18 protein-coding genes and 1 other RNA gene are annotated in these 15,948 nt (G+C 67.9%); 12 read left to right on the top strand and 7 right to left on the bottom strand.

From position 1 onward, the window contains the following. Positions 1–55: 55 nt before the first annotated feature. The 8 genes from AC11WY_RS01075 (at position 56) to rpmG (ending at position 5,429) form a co-directional block, all read left to right on the top strand. Positions 56–715, top strand: coding sequence for a ceramidase domain-containing protein (locus AC11WY_RS01075; RefSeq protein WP_482921637.1), 660 nt, complete (start codon positions 56–58; stop codon positions 713–715). A gap of 31 nt (positions 716–746) precedes the next feature. Further along, entirely contained in the window at positions 747–1,034 is a 288-nt protein-coding gene (gene gatC, locus AC11WY_RS01070; protein ID WP_482921635.1) for an Asp-tRNA(Asn)/Glu-tRNA(Gln) amidotransferase subunit GatC, read from the top strand. Further along, complete coding sequence (gene gatA / locus AC11WY_RS01065; RefSeq protein ID WP_482921633.1) at positions 1,031–2,518, top strand: Asp-tRNA(Asn)/Glu-tRNA(Gln) amidotransferase subunit GatA; 1,488 nt, start codon at positions 1,031–1,033, stop codon at positions 2,516–2,518. The genes gatC and gatA overlap by 4 nt, the downstream gene beginning before the upstream one ends. 40 nt (positions 2,519–2,558) lie before the next feature. Beyond that, positions 2,559–3,251, top strand: coding sequence for a hypothetical protein (locus tag AC11WY_RS01060; protein ID WP_482921631.1), 693 nt, complete (start codon positions 2,559–2,561; stop codon positions 3,249–3,251). An 8-nt stretch (positions 3,252–3,259) separates the two neighbouring features. Beyond that, positions 3,260–3,940, top strand: a complete 681-nt coding sequence (locus AC11WY_RS01055; RefSeq protein ID WP_482921629.1) for an N-acetylmuramoyl-L-alanine amidase — start codon at positions 3,260–3,262, stop codon at positions 3,938–3,940. A 12-nt stretch (positions 3,941–3,952) separates the two neighbouring features. Further along, an RNA gene (rnpB, locus tag AC11WY_RS01050) (RNase P RNA component class A) lies at positions 3,953–4,349 on the top strand. Between the two features lie 98 nt (positions 4,350–4,447). Further along, positions 4,448–5,155 (top strand): DUF533 domain-containing protein, encoded by a 708-nt coding sequence (locus AC11WY_RS01045; RefSeq protein ID WP_482921627.1) that lies wholly within the window; start codon positions 4,448–4,450, stop codon positions 5,153–5,155. 106 nt (positions 5,156–5,261) lie between these two features. Next, positions 5,262–5,429, top strand: coding sequence for a 50S ribosomal protein L33 (gene rpmG, locus AC11WY_RS01040; RefSeq protein ID WP_482921625.1), 168 nt, complete (start codon positions 5,262–5,264; stop codon positions 5,427–5,429). 147 nt (positions 5,430–5,576) lie between these two features. Here the strand turns inward: rpmG and AC11WY_RS01035 are convergent, their stop codons facing one another. Together AC11WY_RS01035 and AC11WY_RS01030 are read right to left on the bottom strand one after the other, a co-directional pair. Then, positions 5,577–6,299 (bottom strand): Bax inhibitor-1/YccA family protein, encoded by a 723-nt coding sequence (locus AC11WY_RS01035; protein WP_482921623.1) that lies wholly within the window; start codon positions 6,297–6,299, stop codon positions 5,577–5,579. A 128-nt stretch (positions 6,300–6,427) separates the two neighbouring features. Further along, on the bottom strand, positions 6,428–6,655 hold the full coding sequence (locus AC11WY_RS01030; RefSeq protein WP_482921621.1) for a DUF1127 domain-containing protein: 228 nt from the start codon (positions 6,653–6,655) through the stop codon (positions 6,428–6,430). A 124-nt stretch (positions 6,656–6,779) separates the two neighbouring features. Here AC11WY_RS01030 and AC11WY_RS01025 point away from each other — a divergent pair, with 124 nt between their 5' ends. Then, positions 6,780–7,688 (top strand): LysR family transcriptional regulator, encoded by a 909-nt coding sequence (locus AC11WY_RS01025; RefSeq protein ID WP_482921619.1) that lies wholly within the window; start codon positions 6,780–6,782, stop codon positions 7,686–7,688. Here AC11WY_RS01025 and AC11WY_RS01020 read toward each other — a convergent pair. Next, positions 7,641–8,603 (bottom strand): NADPH:quinone oxidoreductase family protein, encoded by a 963-nt coding sequence (locus AC11WY_RS01020; protein WP_482921617.1) that lies wholly within the window; start codon positions 8,601–8,603, stop codon positions 7,641–7,643. The genes AC11WY_RS01025 and AC11WY_RS01020 overlap by 48 nt on opposite strands. 351 nt (positions 8,604–8,954) lie before the next feature. Between AC11WY_RS01020 and AC11WY_RS01015 the strand changes: the two genes are divergently transcribed. The 3 genes from AC11WY_RS01015 to AC11WY_RS01005 all read left to right on the top strand — a co-directional run bounded on the left by AC11WY_RS01015 (position 8,955) and on the right by AC11WY_RS01005 (position 11,735). After that, entirely contained in the window at positions 8,955–9,317 is a 363-nt protein-coding gene (locus AC11WY_RS01015; protein ID WP_482921615.1) for a helix-turn-helix domain-containing protein, read from the top strand. A 96-nt stretch (positions 9,318–9,413) separates the two neighbouring features. Continuing rightward, positions 9,414–10,220, top strand: a complete 807-nt coding sequence (hisN, locus tag AC11WY_RS01010) for a histidinol-phosphatase (RefSeq protein ID WP_482921613.1) — start codon at positions 9,414–9,416, stop codon at positions 10,218–10,220. A gap of 180 nt (positions 10,221–10,400) precedes the next feature. Further along, positions 10,401–11,735, top strand: a complete 1,335-nt coding sequence (locus AC11WY_RS01005) for an 8-oxoguanine deaminase (RefSeq protein ID WP_482921611.1) — start codon at positions 10,401–10,403, stop codon at positions 11,733–11,735. On the opposite strand, the gene AC11WY_RS01000 is transcribed toward AC11WY_RS01005, so the two are convergent. The 4 genes from AC11WY_RS01000 to AC11WY_RS00985 are packed head-to-tail and all read right to left on the bottom strand — an operon-like array spanning position 11,736 to position 15,849. Next, positions 11,736–12,542, bottom strand: coding sequence for a carbohydrate ABC transporter permease (locus tag AC11WY_RS01000; RefSeq protein ID WP_482921609.1), 807 nt, complete (start codon positions 12,540–12,542; stop codon positions 11,736–11,738). After that, positions 12,539–13,408 carry a carbohydrate ABC transporter permease gene (locus AC11WY_RS00995; protein WP_482921607.1) on the bottom strand — a complete coding sequence of 290 codons (870 nt, stop codon included), beginning with the start codon at positions 13,406–13,408 and terminating at the stop codon, positions 12,539–12,541. Before AC11WY_RS00995 ends, AC11WY_RS01000 begins: the two co-directional genes overlap by 4 nt. A gap of 48 nt (positions 13,409–13,456) precedes the next feature. After that, a complete protein-coding gene (locus AC11WY_RS00990) occupies positions 13,457–14,743 on the bottom strand; it encodes an ABC transporter substrate-binding protein (RefSeq protein ID WP_482921605.1) in 1,287 nt (428 codons plus the stop codon). Beyond that, positions 14,743–15,849: an ABC transporter ATP-binding protein gene (locus tag AC11WY_RS00985; protein WP_482921603.1), complete on the bottom strand. Its 1,107-nt coding sequence runs from the start codon at positions 15,847–15,849 to the stop codon at positions 14,743–14,745. Before AC11WY_RS00985 ends, AC11WY_RS00990 begins: the two co-directional genes overlap by 1 nt. Positions 15,850–15,948 lie beyond the last annotated feature (99 nt).

Here is a 15,948-nt window from a genome sequence, read left to right as displayed (position 1 = left end):
GGCAAGTCTCCTGTGATTGACTGCGCCAAGTGTAGGGCAGAGGCGGGCGAAGGAAATGGACTGGTTCGATCCGGTCAACGGATATTGTGAACGGCTGGGGCCGGGGCTCTGGTCGGAACCGCTGAACGCGGTCACCAATCTGGCGTTCCTGCTGGCGGCGGCGCTGATGTGGCCGCGCGTCCGGGGGATACCTTACGGCCGGGCGCTCTGCGCCGTGCTCATCGCCATCGGCCTCGGCTCCGGCCTCTTTCACACCGTCGCCGAACGCTGGGCCGGGCTCGCCGACGTGCTGCCGATCCTCGGGTTCATCCTGCTTTACCTCTGGGCGGTCAATCGCGGGGTCTGGCACCTCGGCCGCGCAGCAGCCGGGGTCGGCGTGGCGCTCTTCTTCCCCTGGGCGGCCGGGGCGGCGGTGCTGTTCGGGCACTTGATCCCCGCGCTTGGCTCCTCGGCTGGCTATGCGCCGGTGGCGCTGCTGATCCTGCTTTATGCCGCTGCTCTCGCCCGTCGGGCACCGGCCTTTGCCGCGAACATGGCGCTGGGCGCGCTGATCCTGAGCCTTTCCATCGCGGCGCGGGCGGTGGACCTGCCGCTGTGCTCGCGCTGGCCGACCGGCACGCATTTCCTGTGGCACCTCCTGAACGCCCTGATGCTGGGCTGGATGATCGAGGCGCTGCGCCGCCAGATGCTTGCAGCGCCCGCGCCGCATCGTTAAACGATCCCGGACCGTCCGAAGGAGCGAACCCATGTCCATCGACATCGACACCGCGCGGCGTGTGGCGCATCTGGCGCGCATCCGCGTCGACGAGGCCGACCTACCCGCGCTGGCGGGCGAGTTGTCGGGCATCCTGACCTTCATGGAGCAGCTCAACGAGGTCGACGTGACGGGGATCGAGCCGATGACCAGCGTCACCCCGATGCGGCTGAAGCGGCGGGCGGATGTGGTGACGGATGGCGGCATCCAGCAACAGATATTGTCGAACGCGCCCGACGCGCGGGCGGGGTTCTTTGCGGTGCCGAAGGTGGTTGAATGAGTGGGCTGAACGAACTGACCATCGCCGCCGCGCGCGACGCGCTGCGGGCGGGCGAGGCGACTGCGGTCGATCTGACGATGGCCTGCATGACGGCGATGGACGCCGCCGACGGGCTGAACGCCTTCGTGCACAAGACGCCCGAGATCGCGCTGGATCAGGCGCGGGCGGCGGATGCGCGGCTGAAGGCGGGCGAGGCGCCCGCGATGTGCGGCATCCCGCTGGGCATCAAGGATCTCTTTTGCACCAGGGGGGTGCCCTCGCAGGCGGCCTCCAACATCCTGCGCGGCTTCCGGCCCGAGTACGAATCCACCGTCACGCAGAAGCTGTTTTCGGCGGGCGCGGTGATGCTGGGCAAGCTGAACATGGACGAGTTCGCGATGGGCTCGTCGAACGAAACCTCGTGCTACGGCAACGTGGTGAACCCCTGGCGGCGCGGCAACGACACCACGCCGCTGACGCCGGGCGGATCATCGGGCGGTTCGGCTAGCGCGGTGGCGGCCGACCTCTGCCTGGGCGCGACCGGCACCGATACCGGCGGCTCGATCCGCCAGCCCGCCGCCTTTACCGGCATCGTCGGCATCAAGCCGACCTATGGCCGCGTCAGCCGCTGGGGCATCGTCGCCTTCGCCTCGTCGCTGGATCAGGCCGGGCCGATGACCAAGACGGTGCGCGACGCCGCGATCATGCTGGGCGCGATGGCGGGCGAGGACGGCAAGGACTCGACCAGCGCCGCGATCCCGGTGCCGGATTTCGAGGCGGCGCTGACCGGCGACATCCGCGGCCGCAAGATCGGCCTGCCGCGCGAATACCGCATGGACGGGATGCCCGCCGAGATCGAACGCCTTTGGGCCGATGGCGCCGCGATGCTGAAGGATGCGGGCGCCGAGATCGTGGATATCTCGCTGCCGCACACCAAATACGCGCTGCCCGCCTACTACGTCATCGCGCCGGCCGAGGCGTCGTCGAACCTCGCCCGCTATGACGGGGTGCGTTACGGCCACCGCGCCAAGCTGGGGCAGGGCGACGGCATCACCGAGATGTACGAAAAGACCCGTGCCGAAGGCTTCGGCAAGGAAGTGCAGCGGCGCATCATGATCGGCACCTATGTGCTCAGCGCCGGGTTCTACGACGCCTATTACAACCGCGCCCGCAAGGTCCGCGCGCTGATCAAGCGCGACTTCGAACTCGCCTTTGCCGCCGGGATCGACGCGATCCTGACGCCCGCCACCCCGTCCTCGGCCTTCGGCCTGGGCGAAATGGCGGATGCCGACCCGGTGCAGATGTACCTCAACGACGTCTTCACCGTGACGGTGAACCTGGCCGGGCTGCCGGGCATCTCGGTTCCGGCCGGGCTGGATGGCAAGGGGCTGCCGCTGGGGCTGCAACTGATTGGCAGGCCGTGGGAAGAGGGCGACCTGCTGAATCACGCATACGTTCTGGAACAAGCCGCAGGTTTCGTTTCCAAACCGTCAAAATGGTGGTAATGGGCGCGTTCGTGGGTTGGGCAGGGCAATAACAATGCGAATGATCATTCCGGTTCTGGCGGCGCTCGCACTGGCGGGTTGTTCTCAGCAGGTGCCGGACTCGGCCGCGGGCGGAACCTATGGCGACTATCTGAAACGGGCGGACGCGGGCACGCTCGGCCAGGCTCAGCCGGGCGACACCGGCGCGCAGCCGAACAGCCCCGCGCCGATGGGCGACGCGAGCAACCCGGAAGACCCGAACCGGCCGCGCGGCGACGCGCCCGCCGGGATCGCCGAGATGCACAGCAATCTGGAATACGACGCGAACGGAAAGCTGGTGCCACCCGCGCCGACGGAAAACCGCGCGAGCATCTCGGACGAACAGGATTTCAACGCCGTCAAATCGCGCGTGTCGATCCAGCAGGACGCTCAGCGTCTGGCCCAGCAGCGTGCCCAGTATCAGGTGATCAACCCGCAGCCATTGCCGCCGCGCCCGTCGAGCGATGGCCCGAACCTGGCCGAATACGCGCTGAGCACGACGAACTCCGTGGGTCACAAGCTTTATGAGCGGATCAACATCTTCGGTCATGACGCCTACCTGCACGCCTGCGCGCGCTACACCTCGCCCGATCTGGCGCAGATGGCGTTCCTGAAGGCGGGCGGGCCGGGGCGCGATTCGCTGGGGATCGACCCCGACGGTGACGGCTTTGCCTGCGACTGGGATCCGGCGCCGTTCCGCAAGGCCTCGCAGTAAGGGGCGATGTGCGCCTGATCGCCCATCCGTCGCCGAACTTCGGCGAACGCCGTGGCGGCGCGCGTCCTGATCTGATCGTGTTGCACTACACCGGGATGGCGAGTGCCGCAGCCGCGCTGGCGCTGCTGTGCGACCCGGTGGCCGAGGTCTCGTCGCACTACGTCATCGACACCGATGGCACGGTGCTGGCGCTGGTGGCCGAGGACAAGCGCGCCTGGCACGCCGGGGCGGGCTCGTGGCGCGGGCGGGGCGACGTGAACTCGCATTCCATCGGGATCGAACTGGTCAATACCGCGCGCCACCCGTTCCCCGAGCCGCAGATGGCGGCGCTGGAGGCGCTGCTGGCGGGGCTGATGGGCCGCTGGGGCATCCGGCCCGAAGGCGTCATCGCCCATTCCGACATGGCCCCCGCGCGCAAGATCGACCCCGGCGCGCGCTTCGACTGGCGGCGGCTGGCGCTTGGCGGCCTGTCGGTCTGGCCCGCGGAAGGCGAGGCTGATCCGGCCGGGTTTGCGGCCGAGGCGCGCGCCTTCGGCTATCCGGCCGAGGTGGACGACGCCACGCTCCTTAGTGCGTTCCGGCTGCGGTTCCGGCCCTGGGCGTCCGGCCCGGTCGACCGCCACGACGCGGGCGCGGCGGCCGATCTGGCGCGCCGCTTCGGCATTGACCGCGTCGGGGCGAACGCCTAAGGCTGCCCTCGCGCGGATGGCCGGACGGCCGCGGGCGTCGCAAGACGCGCGAGGAAAGTCCGGACTCCATGAGGCAAAGGTGCCGGGTAACGCCCGGCCGGGGTAACCCGAGGGAAAGCGCCACAGAGAACAGACCGCCACGGTTTCGGTCGTGGCAAGGGTGAAACGGTGGGGTAAGAGCCCACCGCGGGACTGGCAACAGGACCGGCACGGCAAGCCCCACCTGGAGCAATGCCGAATAGGGGCCCCACGCCTGTCCCGGACTTGATCCGGGGCCCGGCAGGGATGCTTCAGCCCAGGGGTCCGGGTTGGCAGCTCGAGCGCGTCGGTAACGGCGGGCCTAGAGGAATGGTCGTCGGAAGGGGCTTCGGCCCTGGCACAGAATCCGGCTTACAGGCCATCCGCGCATCTTCCCCCATCGGCGGCATTCCGCCGACCGATCCACATGTCGCCCTGCCCGCAGGGCGACCGGCGATATCATCGGCCCCGCAAGACCGGGAGGGTGCGATGAGTTTCATGCGGACACTGGCAACGCTGGCGGTGGGCTTCGCGGCGGCCAAGGGGCTTGCGCAGTATCAGAAATCGGGCGGCTTCGACGCCATGATGAAGGCCGCAGGCGCGCCGGGCGGGCTGGCCGACACGCTGGACGGCATGGCCGAGAAGATGGGCCTTCCGGGCGGCGCCGGCCTGATGCGCAACGCGATGGCGCAGATGGGCGGCTTCACCGCGGCCCCCGCGGGTGCAACGCAGGCGGGCCTTGGCGGGCTGTTCGCCACGCTCGGCGGCACCGCGACCGCAGGCAGCGGGATGATGGCCGACATGATGCACGCCCTGACCGGGGGCGGCCCTGCGTCCGAGATGGCCGAGGCGAACGCCCGGCTGATGATCCGCGCGATGATCCAGGCCGCCAAGGCCGACGGCGAGATCGACCCCGACGAACAGGCGCGCATCCTGAGCCACCTCGTCGGCGCCTCGCCCGAGGAACTGGACTTCGTGAAGGCCGAGATGGCGCGCCCGCTGGACCTTGCCGGGCTGGTGAGCGAGACCCGGTCGACGATGGCGTCGCAGGTCTATTCGTCGGCGCTGATGGGCATCACCGTCGACAGTGACGGCGAGCGCGCCTTCCTGCGCCAGCTTGCCGAGGCGCTGGGGATCGACCCCGCCACGCGCGATGCGCTGCATGCGGCGCAGGGCCGGGCGCCGCTGGGCGCCTGAACCCCGCCCGTCCGGTTTTTGCGGTTGACTCCGCGCCGGGGCTGGGTAAAAGGCGGGCTTCAAGGATTTCACCGGGGGCCCGCCCCCGGCTGCAGGAGAGACTTTCATGGCGAAGCCGGCGACGATCAAGATCCGTCTGAACTCTTCGGCGGGCACCGGGCACTTCTACGTGACCAAGAAGAACGCCCGCACGATGACCGACAAGATGGCCGTGACGAAATACGACCCCGTCGTGCGCAAGCACGTCGAATACAAGGAAGGCAAGATCAAGTAGGATCTGCCCCCCTTGCGATGAACGGGCCGTGCCGCTGGGCGCGGCCTTTTTCATTTGGGGGTGGCCGCCCGCCCGACCTGCCTTCCACCCCCAAACAAAACGGGCCGGGGTTTCCCCCGGCCCGGTCCGTTGCGGCGGTTCGCGTGATCAGTTCCGGTTGCCCATCAATTGCAGCAGGAACATGAACATGTTGAGGAAATCGAGGTAAAGCTGCAGCGCGCCCATGATGGCGGACTTGCCCAGCCACTCGCGGTCGCCGCCCTGCGCCATCTGCACATACATCGACTTGATGTTCTGCGTGTCATAGGCGGTCAGGCCCGCGAAGATCAGCACGCCCAGCACCGAGACGGCGAACATCACCGCGGAGGATTGCAGGAAGATGTTCACCACCGAGGCGACGATCAGGCCGATCACACCCATCATCATGAAGGTGCCCATGCCGCTCAGATCGCGCTTGGTGGTGTAGCCGTAGAGGCTGAGCCCGCCGAAGGTGATCGCGGTGACCAGGAAGACCTGCGCGATCGAGATCCCGGTGTAGGCCAGGAAGATGAAGCTGAGCGACAGCCCCATCAGCGCGGCGTAGACGAAGAACACGGCCTGCGCGGTGGCGTAGGACATCCGGTTGATCATCGCGCTGAAGCCGAACACCACCACCAGCGGCGCGAACATCACCACCCAACGCAGCGGCGAGCCGAAGATCGCCTGCATCAGTTGTGCGTTGCTGCTCACCGTGTAGGCCACGATGCCGGTTACCACCATCGCCACGGACATCAGCCCGTAGACCTTGTTCATATGGGCCCGCAGCCCCTCGTCGATTCGCAAGCCGCGCGCGCCTGCGCCAGCCGGGCGGATCGTTTCGTAGTCAGCCATGAGTCGCCTCCATGTCACATTCCGATGGGGCCGCCCTGACGGGCGTCCCCTTGCGGTCAATATCGGAAAGCGCGGCGCCCTTTTCAAGCGCCGCGCGTGGGAATCGGGCCGATGGTGTCGAATGCGTCTCAGACACGCCAGTGAGCGGGCGCATCCCAGAACGGACGCTGCGCTTCGACCAGCGCGTCGGCGCGGGTCAGGCCGATGTCGTCAAGCAGACGATCCTCCAGCATCGCAAGCGCCGAAAGCTCGCGGCGCTGACGCTGCGCGGCCATCAGGCGCGTGAACAGGCCCGCCCGGCGCGGAGCCGACAGCCGGTGCAGGGTGGCCGAGGCGGTGTGGACCGAGGTGAACATGATCGTACTCCTTCAGATTCGGTGATCGGGCACAGTTCCCCCATCACTCTTCTTGATCTTTGTGCGCTCTTCTGGTTCATTTGTAAAATGAATGCTTTTGACGTGTAGCATCAGGATATGTGATATGACGCGCAATCTCGACCTGACCTCGCTGCGCTCTTTCGTGGCCGTCGCCGATGCGGGCGGGGTGACGCGGGCGGCGGGGTTCCTGAACCTGACGCAATCGGCGGTGTCGATGCAGCTCAAGCGGCTGGAAGAGGCGCTCGATCTGCAACTGCTGGATCGTTCGGGGCGCGGCGTCGCGCTGACGGCGGCGGGCGAGCAGATGTTGGGCTATGCCCGCCGGATGCTGGCCCTGAACGACGAAGCGATCGCCCGGCTGACGCATCAGGCCTATGTCGGCGAGATCGTGCTGGGGGTGCCCGCCGATATCGTCTACCCGGCGATCCCGACCGTGTTGCAGAAATTCGCGCGCGACTATCCGCGGGTGCGGGTGACGCTGGTGTCGTCCTACACGCGGCGGCTCAAGGGGCTGTTCGCGCGCGGTGATGCCGACATCATCCTGACCACCGAGGATTTCTGCGGCGTCGAGGGCGAGACGCTGGCCGAGGTGGCGCTGGTCTGGATCGGCGCGCCGGGGGGAAGCGCCTGGAAACAGCGACCGCTGCCGCTGGCGTTCGAGCACAACTGCATCTTCCGCGTCGGGGTGCAGGAGGCGCTGGACCGCGCCGGCATCCCCTGGGTGATGGCGGTCGAGTCCGACTCGACCCGGTCGATCGAGGCCAGCGTCAGCGCCGACCTTGCCGTTCACGCGCTGGTGGCGGGTGCCGAGCCGCGTTATGTCGAGCGCATTCCGCATGGTGGAGCGCTGCCCGACCTTGCCCGCACCAAGATCAACCTTTACGTCGCCGACCCCAGCCACGGCCCGGCGGTCGAGGCGCTGGCCGCGATGATCCGCGACGCGGTCCGCGCCCCGCGCCTGCCCTCAGCCCATCGTGACCACGACCTTGCCGGTGGAGCGGCGCGAGCGTAGCAACTCCAGCGCCTCGTCGGTGCGATCGAGCGGCAGGACGTGGCTGAGATGCGGCTTCAGCTTGCCCTCGGCGTACCAGCCAAAGAGCGTGGCAAGGCTGTCGGCGATGACCTCGGGCCGGAACGTCAGGTAGCCGCCCCAGTAAAGCCCGATCACCGTCAGGTTCTTCACCAGCAGCAGGTTCGCCGGAATCTGCGGCGCCGTGCCGCTGGCATAGCCGATGGTGATCAGCCGCCCCTCGGGCCGCGTCGCCCGCAGCGCGGTCAGGAAGGCATCGCCGCCGACCGGGTCATAGACGACATCGACCCCGCCAAGCGCCTTCAACTCGGCCCGCAGATCGGCGGTCTCGCTGTCGATCAGATGATGCGCCCCGGCCGCCGCCGCCACCGCCAGCCTGTCGGCGCCGCGCGCCACCGCGATCACCCGCGCGCCCATCAGGCGGCCGATCTCCACCGCCGTCAGCCCGACGCCGCCCGCCGCCCCCAGCACCAGCAGGGTCTCGCCCGGTTTCAGGTGTGCGCGATGTGCCAGCGCGACATGGCTGGTGGAATAGGCGACCTGAAACGCCGCCGCCTCGGTGAAGCTCATGCCCGCGGGCAGGGCGACGCAGCGCGCGGCGGGAAAGCAGCCCGCTTCGGCCAGGCCGCCCGCCCCGGCGAAGGCGGCAACGCGGGTGCCGGGGGCGGGGCCCGCGACGCCCGGCCCCAGCGTCTCGACCGTGCCCGCAACCTCCATCCCCGGCGTCATCGGCAGGGGCGGGCGTTCCTGATATTCGCCCTTCAGCATCAGCAGGTCGGCGAAGTTCAACCCACAGGCGGCGATCCGCAGCCGCACCTCGCCCGGTCCGGGTTCCGGCGTGGCGAGATCGCGCAGGGTGGCGGGTTCTCCGTATCGGTCGATCTGATAGGCGCGCATGGGATCCTCCGTTGATCCGATCGTGATAGGGCGAGCGGGCACAGAAGGCCAGCGGGTCGCCGGTCGTTGCAAAATGCGCAGATCGGCCGCGCCGAGGCGTTGCATTCTGCAAAGCCGCTTTCCCTTATGCGACGGCGGCGCGGCCCATCGAATCACTCGCCGCCAAGAAGAGTGCCAGGCCCCCTGATTCCCGTGCCTTGGCCGCGGGATGGACTTGTCCTTTTAGACAAGCCACTGTTTCGGAAAAGAATTTCACCTGTCTCTTTCGACAGGTCTCCAAGAGTTGGCACGCTTCGTGCTTCAACGCGTCACGAGCACACTCGGACCCAAGTTCAACGTGAAGAGGAAGACATGAAGCACCCGGTAGACGCCCACGTCGGCAAGCGCATCCGCCATCGCCGCTGGATGATCGGCATGACCCAGCAGCAACTTGCCGACAAGGTCGGGATCAAGTTCCAGCAAATCCAGAAATACGAGACCGGGATGAACCGCGTCAGCGCCTCGCGGCTGTGGGACATCGCCGATGCCGAGGGTGTGCCGATCAGCTTCTTCTTCGAGGGGATCGACGCCGCGCGCGAGGGGCAGCCGGTGGTCGAGGGCGACATTCTCGCCGACAAGGAAGCGCTGGAACTGGTCCGGTCCTACTACGCGATCCCGGAACATCAGCGCCGCCGCCTGTTCGACCTCGCCCGCGTGCTGAGCGACGCCGCCTGACCGCCGCCGCCTGACCGGGGCCGACTTGACCGCCACCGACTTGACCGGGCCCCCGGCCGCCGCTACCGCAGGGCAGCGACAGGCCGGGGGCGACCGATGACCGAACTTTCCGATGACGAGCGCGGCGCGCTGCTGGCGCTGGCCGAGGATCTGGCCGATGTGGCGCGGAAAGCCACGCTGGCGCATTTCCGCAGCGCCGGCCTGACGGCCGACAGCAAGGAGGCGGCGCGGTTCGACCCCGTCACCATCGCCGACCGCGCGGCCGAGGCGGCGATGCGCCGCCTGATCACCGCCCGCCGCCCGCAGGATGCCATTCTGGGCGAGGAAATGGGCGCGGCACCCGGCACCAGCGGGCTGACCTGGGTGCTCGACCCGATCGACGGCACCCGCGGCTACCTCAGCGGCACGCCGACCTGGGGGGTGCTGATCGCGCTGTCGGACGCAGGCGGCCCGGTCCTCGGCATCATCGACCAGCCCTATATCGGCGAGCGCTTCCTCGGCGGCTTCGGGCAGGCCCGGCTTGACGGCCCGCAGGGGCGGCGGCGGCTGGCGACGCGCGCCCCCCGCCCGCTGGCCGAAGCGATCCTGTTCACCACCTTCCCCGAGGTCGGCACGGCGGACGAGGGCGCGGCTTTCCATGCGCTGTCGGCGCAGGTGCGGCTGACCCGCTATGGGATGGATTGCTACGCCTATGCGCTGATCGCACTCGGGCAGGTCGATCTGGTCGTCGAAGCCGGGTTGCAGGCCTATGACATTCAGGCCCCGATCGCGGTGATCGAGGCGGCGGGTGGCATCGTGACCGACTGGCAGGGGGGGGCCGCGCATCAGGGCGGGCGTGTGCTGGCCGCCGCCAACGCTCCGGTTCACGCGGCGGCGCTGGCGGTCCTGTCGCGCGCACCCTGAGGCGGCGCGGCGCAAGGCGCCTCCGGCGGGAGTATTTTTGCCAAGAAGAATGGGCGGCGGGGCGTTGCCTCAGTGCGGGCAGTTTTGGTATTGTCCCGGTTGGCCGAGTCCTTGCGCTCCCTTCTGTCGGCCGGGTTCCACGAGGGCCGAAGGGGGCGATGGCCCATGTGGAGATGTCCGATGACCGAGATGTTGATCCGCGGCGCGACCAGCGTCGTGACGATGAATGGCGCGCGCGCCGAGATTGCGGGCGGCGACGTGCTGATCCGTGACGGCGTGATCGCGGCGGTGGGGCAGGGGCTTGCCACCACCGGCGAGGTGCTTCTGGCGACGGGGTGCGTGGTGACGCCGGGATTGGTGAACACGCATCACCACCTTTACCAGACGCTGACGCGGGCGGTGCCGGGCGGGCAGGATGCGCTGCTGTTCGGCTGGCTGAAGACGCTTTACCCGATCTGGGCGAAGTTCGGCCCGGACGAGATGCACACCTCGGCGCTGATCGGGCTGGCGGAACTGGCGCTGACGGGCTGCACGCTGACCTCGGATCACCTTTACCTGTTTCCCAACGGGTCACGGCTGGATGACACCATCGCGGCGGCCGGGGAAATCGGGCTGCGTTTTCATCCGACGCGGGGCGCGATGTCGATCGGCGAAAGCGCGGGGGGGCTGCCGCCGGATGGGCTGGTGGAGCAGGAGGCCGCGATCCTGGAGGATTGCATCCGGGTGATCGACCGTTTCCACGACCCCAAACCGGGGGCGATGGTGCGCGTCGGCGTGGCGCCCTGTTCGCCGTTCTCGGTCAGCCGCGGCCTGATGCGCGATGCGGCGCTGCTGGCGCGCGACAAGGGCGTGATGCTGCACACCCACCTGGCCGAGAATGACGAGGATATCGCCTATAGCCTGGCGCAGTTCGGCTGTCGGCCGGGGCAATATGCCGAAGACCTTGGCTGGACCGGCGACGATGTCTGGCACGCCCATTGCGTGAAGCTGGATGGTTCGGAAATCGCGCTGTTTGCCCGCTCGCGCACCGGGGTGGCGCATTGCCCCTGTTCGAATTGCCGCCTTGGCTCCGGCATCGCGCCGGTGCGGGCAATGCGGGATGCGGGCGTGAAGGTGGGGCTTGGCCTCGATGGCTCGGCCTCGAATGACGCCGGGAACCTGGTGGCCGAGGCGCGGCAGGCGATGCTGTTGCAGCGCGTCGCGCGCGGCGCCGATGCGATGTCGGCCCGCGAGGCGCTGGAGATTGCGACGCTGGGCGGCGCCCGTGTGCTGGGCCGCGACGATTGCGGATCATTGGAGCCCGGCAAGCGCGCCGACATCGCAATCTGGGATGTGTCGGGGGTGGAAAGCGCGGGATCGTGGGATCCGGTCGCGCTCTTGCTCGCCGGGCCGATGCGGGTGCGCGATCTGCTGGTCGAAGGCCGCCGCGTGGTGCGCGAGGGGCAGGTGGCGACGCTCGATCTGCCGCGCGTGATCGAACGGCAGAACCGGCTGGCGCGGGCACTCAACGCCTGATCACTTGATTCCGGCGCGCATGAAGCTTTGCACGAAGGCGCGCTGAAACAGCAGGAACCCGATCAGCAGCGGCCCCGAGGTCATCAGGGTCGCCGCATTGATCACCGACCAGTGCACCCCGCTATCGGCCGCCGAGAAGATCGACAGCCCCACCGTCAGCGGCCGGGCCGAGACCGAATTGGTGATGATCAGCGGCCAGACGTAATTGTTCCAGTGCGCCGAGACCGAGATCAGGCCGAAGGCGATGTAGGTCGGCTTTGCCAGCGGCACATAGACCCGCCGGATCAGGGTGAAGAGCGAGGCGCCCTCGATCCGCGCGGCGTCGTCAAGCTCGGTCGGCACCTGCAGGAAAGTCTGGCGCAACAGGAAGATGAAGAAGGCCGAGGCCATGTAGGGCAGCCCGATGCCAAGGATCGAGTCGGTCAGCCCGAGGATGCGGATGGTCTGGTAGTTTTCCACCAGCAGCACGTCGGGCATGATCATCAGTTGCAGCAGCACCAGCGCGAAGAGGACGTTCTTGCCGGGGAACTTCAGGCGGGCAAAGGCGAAGGCGGCGAACGTGCCCAGCACCAGTTGCACCGCAAGGATCATGGTGACCAGGATGACGGTGTTCAGGAAATAGCGCGCGAAGGGCGCCTGCACCCAGGCGGCGGGGAAGTTTTCCAGCGTCAGCGGCGCCAGCAGGTCGAAATGCGTCTCGTAGGCCGCAGGGTGGAAGGCGGTCCAGATCGCGTAGGCCAGCGGCGTGATCCACAAAAGCGCCAGCAGCCAGCCGCCAACGGTGGTCAGCCAATCCGCGCCCTTCATTTGTAATGCACCCGGCGGTCGAGCAGGAACACCTGCCCCAGCGCCGCCAGCGACAGGATCACGATCATCACCACCGTCAGCGTTGCCGCGTAAGAGGTATCCCAGAACTGAAACCCGACCCGGTAGATGTAGTAGAACAGGATCGAGGTCGCGTTGTTCGGGCCCCCCTGGGTCATCTGGAAGATGTGGTCCACCAGCCGCACCGCGTCGATCACCGCATTGACCGAGATGAACAGCGTCGTCGGCATGATCAAGGGCAGCGTCACCCGGCGGAAGATCTGCCAGCGGTTCGCGCCTTCCAATTGCGCCGCCTCGATCAGAGGTGTCGGGATGGTCTGCAAGGCGGCAAGGTAGAAGATCATGAAGAACCCAGCCTCTTTCCACACCGCCACCGCCGCCACCGCGTAAAGCGCGCTGTCGCCGGTGCCCAGCGGGTTCCAGTGGTGCAGGCCAAAGAGGCCGCGGATCTGGTCGATCAGGCCGAAACCGGGGGTGTAGAAGAAGATCCAGATATTGGCGACGGCGATCAGCGGCAGCACGGTCGGCGTGAAGAACGCCATCCTCAGAAAGCCGCGCCCCGCCACCTTGCCCTGCACCAGCAGCGCCATCAAGAGTGCCAGCCCCATCGACAGCGGCACGGTGATCGCGCCGTAGATCAGGTTGTTGCGCATCGTCTGCCAGAACACCGGATCGGCCCACATCCGTTCGTAATTCGCCATCCCGACGAAATGCGCGGGCCGGAGCCCGCGCGGCGTCGAGAAGAACGAGGCGATGATCGTCTCGACCGCGGGCACATGCATGAAGGCCGCCAGCACCGTGAGGGCAGGCAGCAGCATCAGCCAGGCATGGATGGTTTCGCGGCGCATTGGTCTTCCGTGTGGGGAAAGGGGGCCGGTCGCCCGGCCCCCTTGGGGTTACTGATACTGCGCGAGGATCGCGGTCGCCTTCGCCTGCGCGCCGTCCAGCGCCGCCTTCGGCTCGGCCTGACCCGACATGATCGCCTCCAGCGCGTCGTTCAGGATCTGCGTCACCTGCGCGTTCTGGTAGACCGTCAGTTCAGACCCCGCATACTGCAACTGGTCGCGGGCGACGAGCGCACCCGGAACCTTCTTCACGTAGTCCTGCATCGCCGGGATGGTCCAGTCTTCCGGGCGCGGCGCGACATAGCCGGTGGCCATCGTCCACTTCACCGCCTGCTCGGGCGCGGTCATCCACTTCACGAAGTCGACGCTCGCCTTCTTCTGCTCATCCGACGAGGCCTTGAACAGGTAGAAGTTGCCGCCGCCGGTCGGCGCGCCGAGGTGCTGTTTCGCGGGCAGCATCGCCACGCCGAACGGGAACGGCGCGTTCTGGGTGATGTTGGTCAGATTGCCCGTGGTGGTCCAGATGATCGCCGCGTTGCCCTCGAAGAACGCCTTGGGCGTGGCGCCCCAATCCAGCGTGCCGGGCTCCATCACCTTGTCCTTGGTGGTCAGGTCCAGCATGAACTGTGCCGCCTCGACCGAGGCCGGGCTGTTGAAGGCGACCGATTTGCCATCGGCGGCCCCGAGCGTCGCGTCGTTCGGGATCGCCAGCCCCTGGAACAACCAGTAGGGGAAGCCCGCCGTCGGGATGCGCAGGCCCCATTGCGTGACCTTGCCGCCGGCATCGCGGACTGTCAGCTTCTGCGCGTCGGCGACCATCTCGTCCCAGCTTGCAGGCGCGTGCTCGGGGTCGAGACCGGCCTTCTTGAAGGCGTCCTTGTTCCAGTACATCACCGGAGTCGAACGCTGGAACGGAATGCCCCAGGTCTTGCCGAAGGCTTGGCTGTTGGCCATGAATGCCGGGTAGAAGCCGCCCAGCCAGTCCTTCTTGTCCTGGTCCGAGACGTAGTCGTCGAACGGCACGATCATGTCCTCGTCGATCAGGTTGAACATCTCGGCCGCGCCGATCACGCCCAACTGGGGCGGGTTGCCGCCCTTGGAGGCGGTGATCGCCTTGGCGATCGTGTCGGTGTAGCTGCCGGTATAGACCGGCTCGATATGCACGTCGGGGTGCGCGGCCATGTATTCGTCGGTCAGCGCCTTGATCGTGTCGGCGGCAGCACCCCCCACGGCGATCGGGAAGAAGAACTGCAGGTTGACGGCCAGCGCGGGCTGCGCGGCCAGCAGCGCCGCGACGGCGGCGCCGCCAAGCTGTCGGGTCAGTCGGAACAGGGTCATCAAGGGCATCCTTGCATGGCTGATGAAACGGGGGCTTGCGGAATTGTCGGGCCGGGGCCGAGCGCGCGGCCGGTGGCGGCATCGAACAGGCGGAGCGCGTCGGCCACCCAGGCCAGCCGCACCTCGGGGCCGGCGGGCAGCCCGGCGCGGGCGGGCTGGCGCAGGATCACCCGCGCGGTGCCAAGGCCAAGCGTCACCAGCAGGTCGGCGCCAAGGTATTCGGCGCTGATGATGCGGGCGGCCACGCCGTCGGCGGCGATGTGGATATCCTCGGGCCGCAGCCCCGCCACGGCGTCGCCCGGCAGGCCAAGGGCGGCGGCAGGCACAAGGTTCATCGGCGGGCTGCCGATGAAACGGGCGGCGAAGGTGGTGGCGGGCTCGGCGTAGATCTCTTCCGGCGTGCCGGTCTGTTCCACGCGCCCGGCGTTCATCAGCACGATCCGGTCGGCCATCGTCATCGCCTCGACCTGATCATGGGTGACATAGACCATCGTCAGCCCGAGCCTGCGCTGAAGCGCCCGGATCTCTGCCCGCATCTCGGCGCGCAGCTTGGCGTCGAGGTTCGACAGCGGCTCGTCCATCAGGCACACCGGGCGTTCCGAGATCACCGCGCGGGCCAGCGCCACACGCTGTTGCTGGCCGCCCGACAGTTGCGCGGGCTTGCGGTCCAGCAGCGCCTCAAGCCCCATCAGACGTGCCACGCGGCCCAGCCGGTCCGCCGTCTCGGCCTTGGGGGTGCGGCGCACTGACAGGCCGAAGGTGATGTTCTCGGCCACCGTCAGATGCGGGAACAACGCGTAGCTTTGAAACACCATTGCAATGTTGCGGCGCGACGGGGGCAGGGCGGCGATCGGCGCATCGGCAAGGTAAATTTCGCCCGCCGTTGGCGCCTCGAACCCGGCGATCATCCGCAGCAACGTGGACTTGCCGCAGCCCGAGGGGCCCAGCAGCACGGTCAACTCGCCCGCCGCGATCTCGGCCGACACGTCCTGCACCGCGGTCTGCGCGGCAAAGGACTTGGCCAGACCCCGCAGGGAAATCCCCGGCGCCAGAGGCCTGCCGGTCGGCGAAGAGGGATCGGCAGATGAGGGGGCAAGGTCAGCCATGCCCGCGAAATAGTAGCACTCTGTGACGCTCGCGCAATTCACGTGTGAGGGTTTTGTAACGGGCGCGAATGCGAAAGGGCGCCCTGGGGGGCGCCCTTT

It is taken from the genome of Solirhodobacter sp. (genome assembly GCF_964715405.1).
Note: the sequence above shows the minus strand (reverse complement) of the source record. Positions and strands in the feature narration are given on the sequence as shown.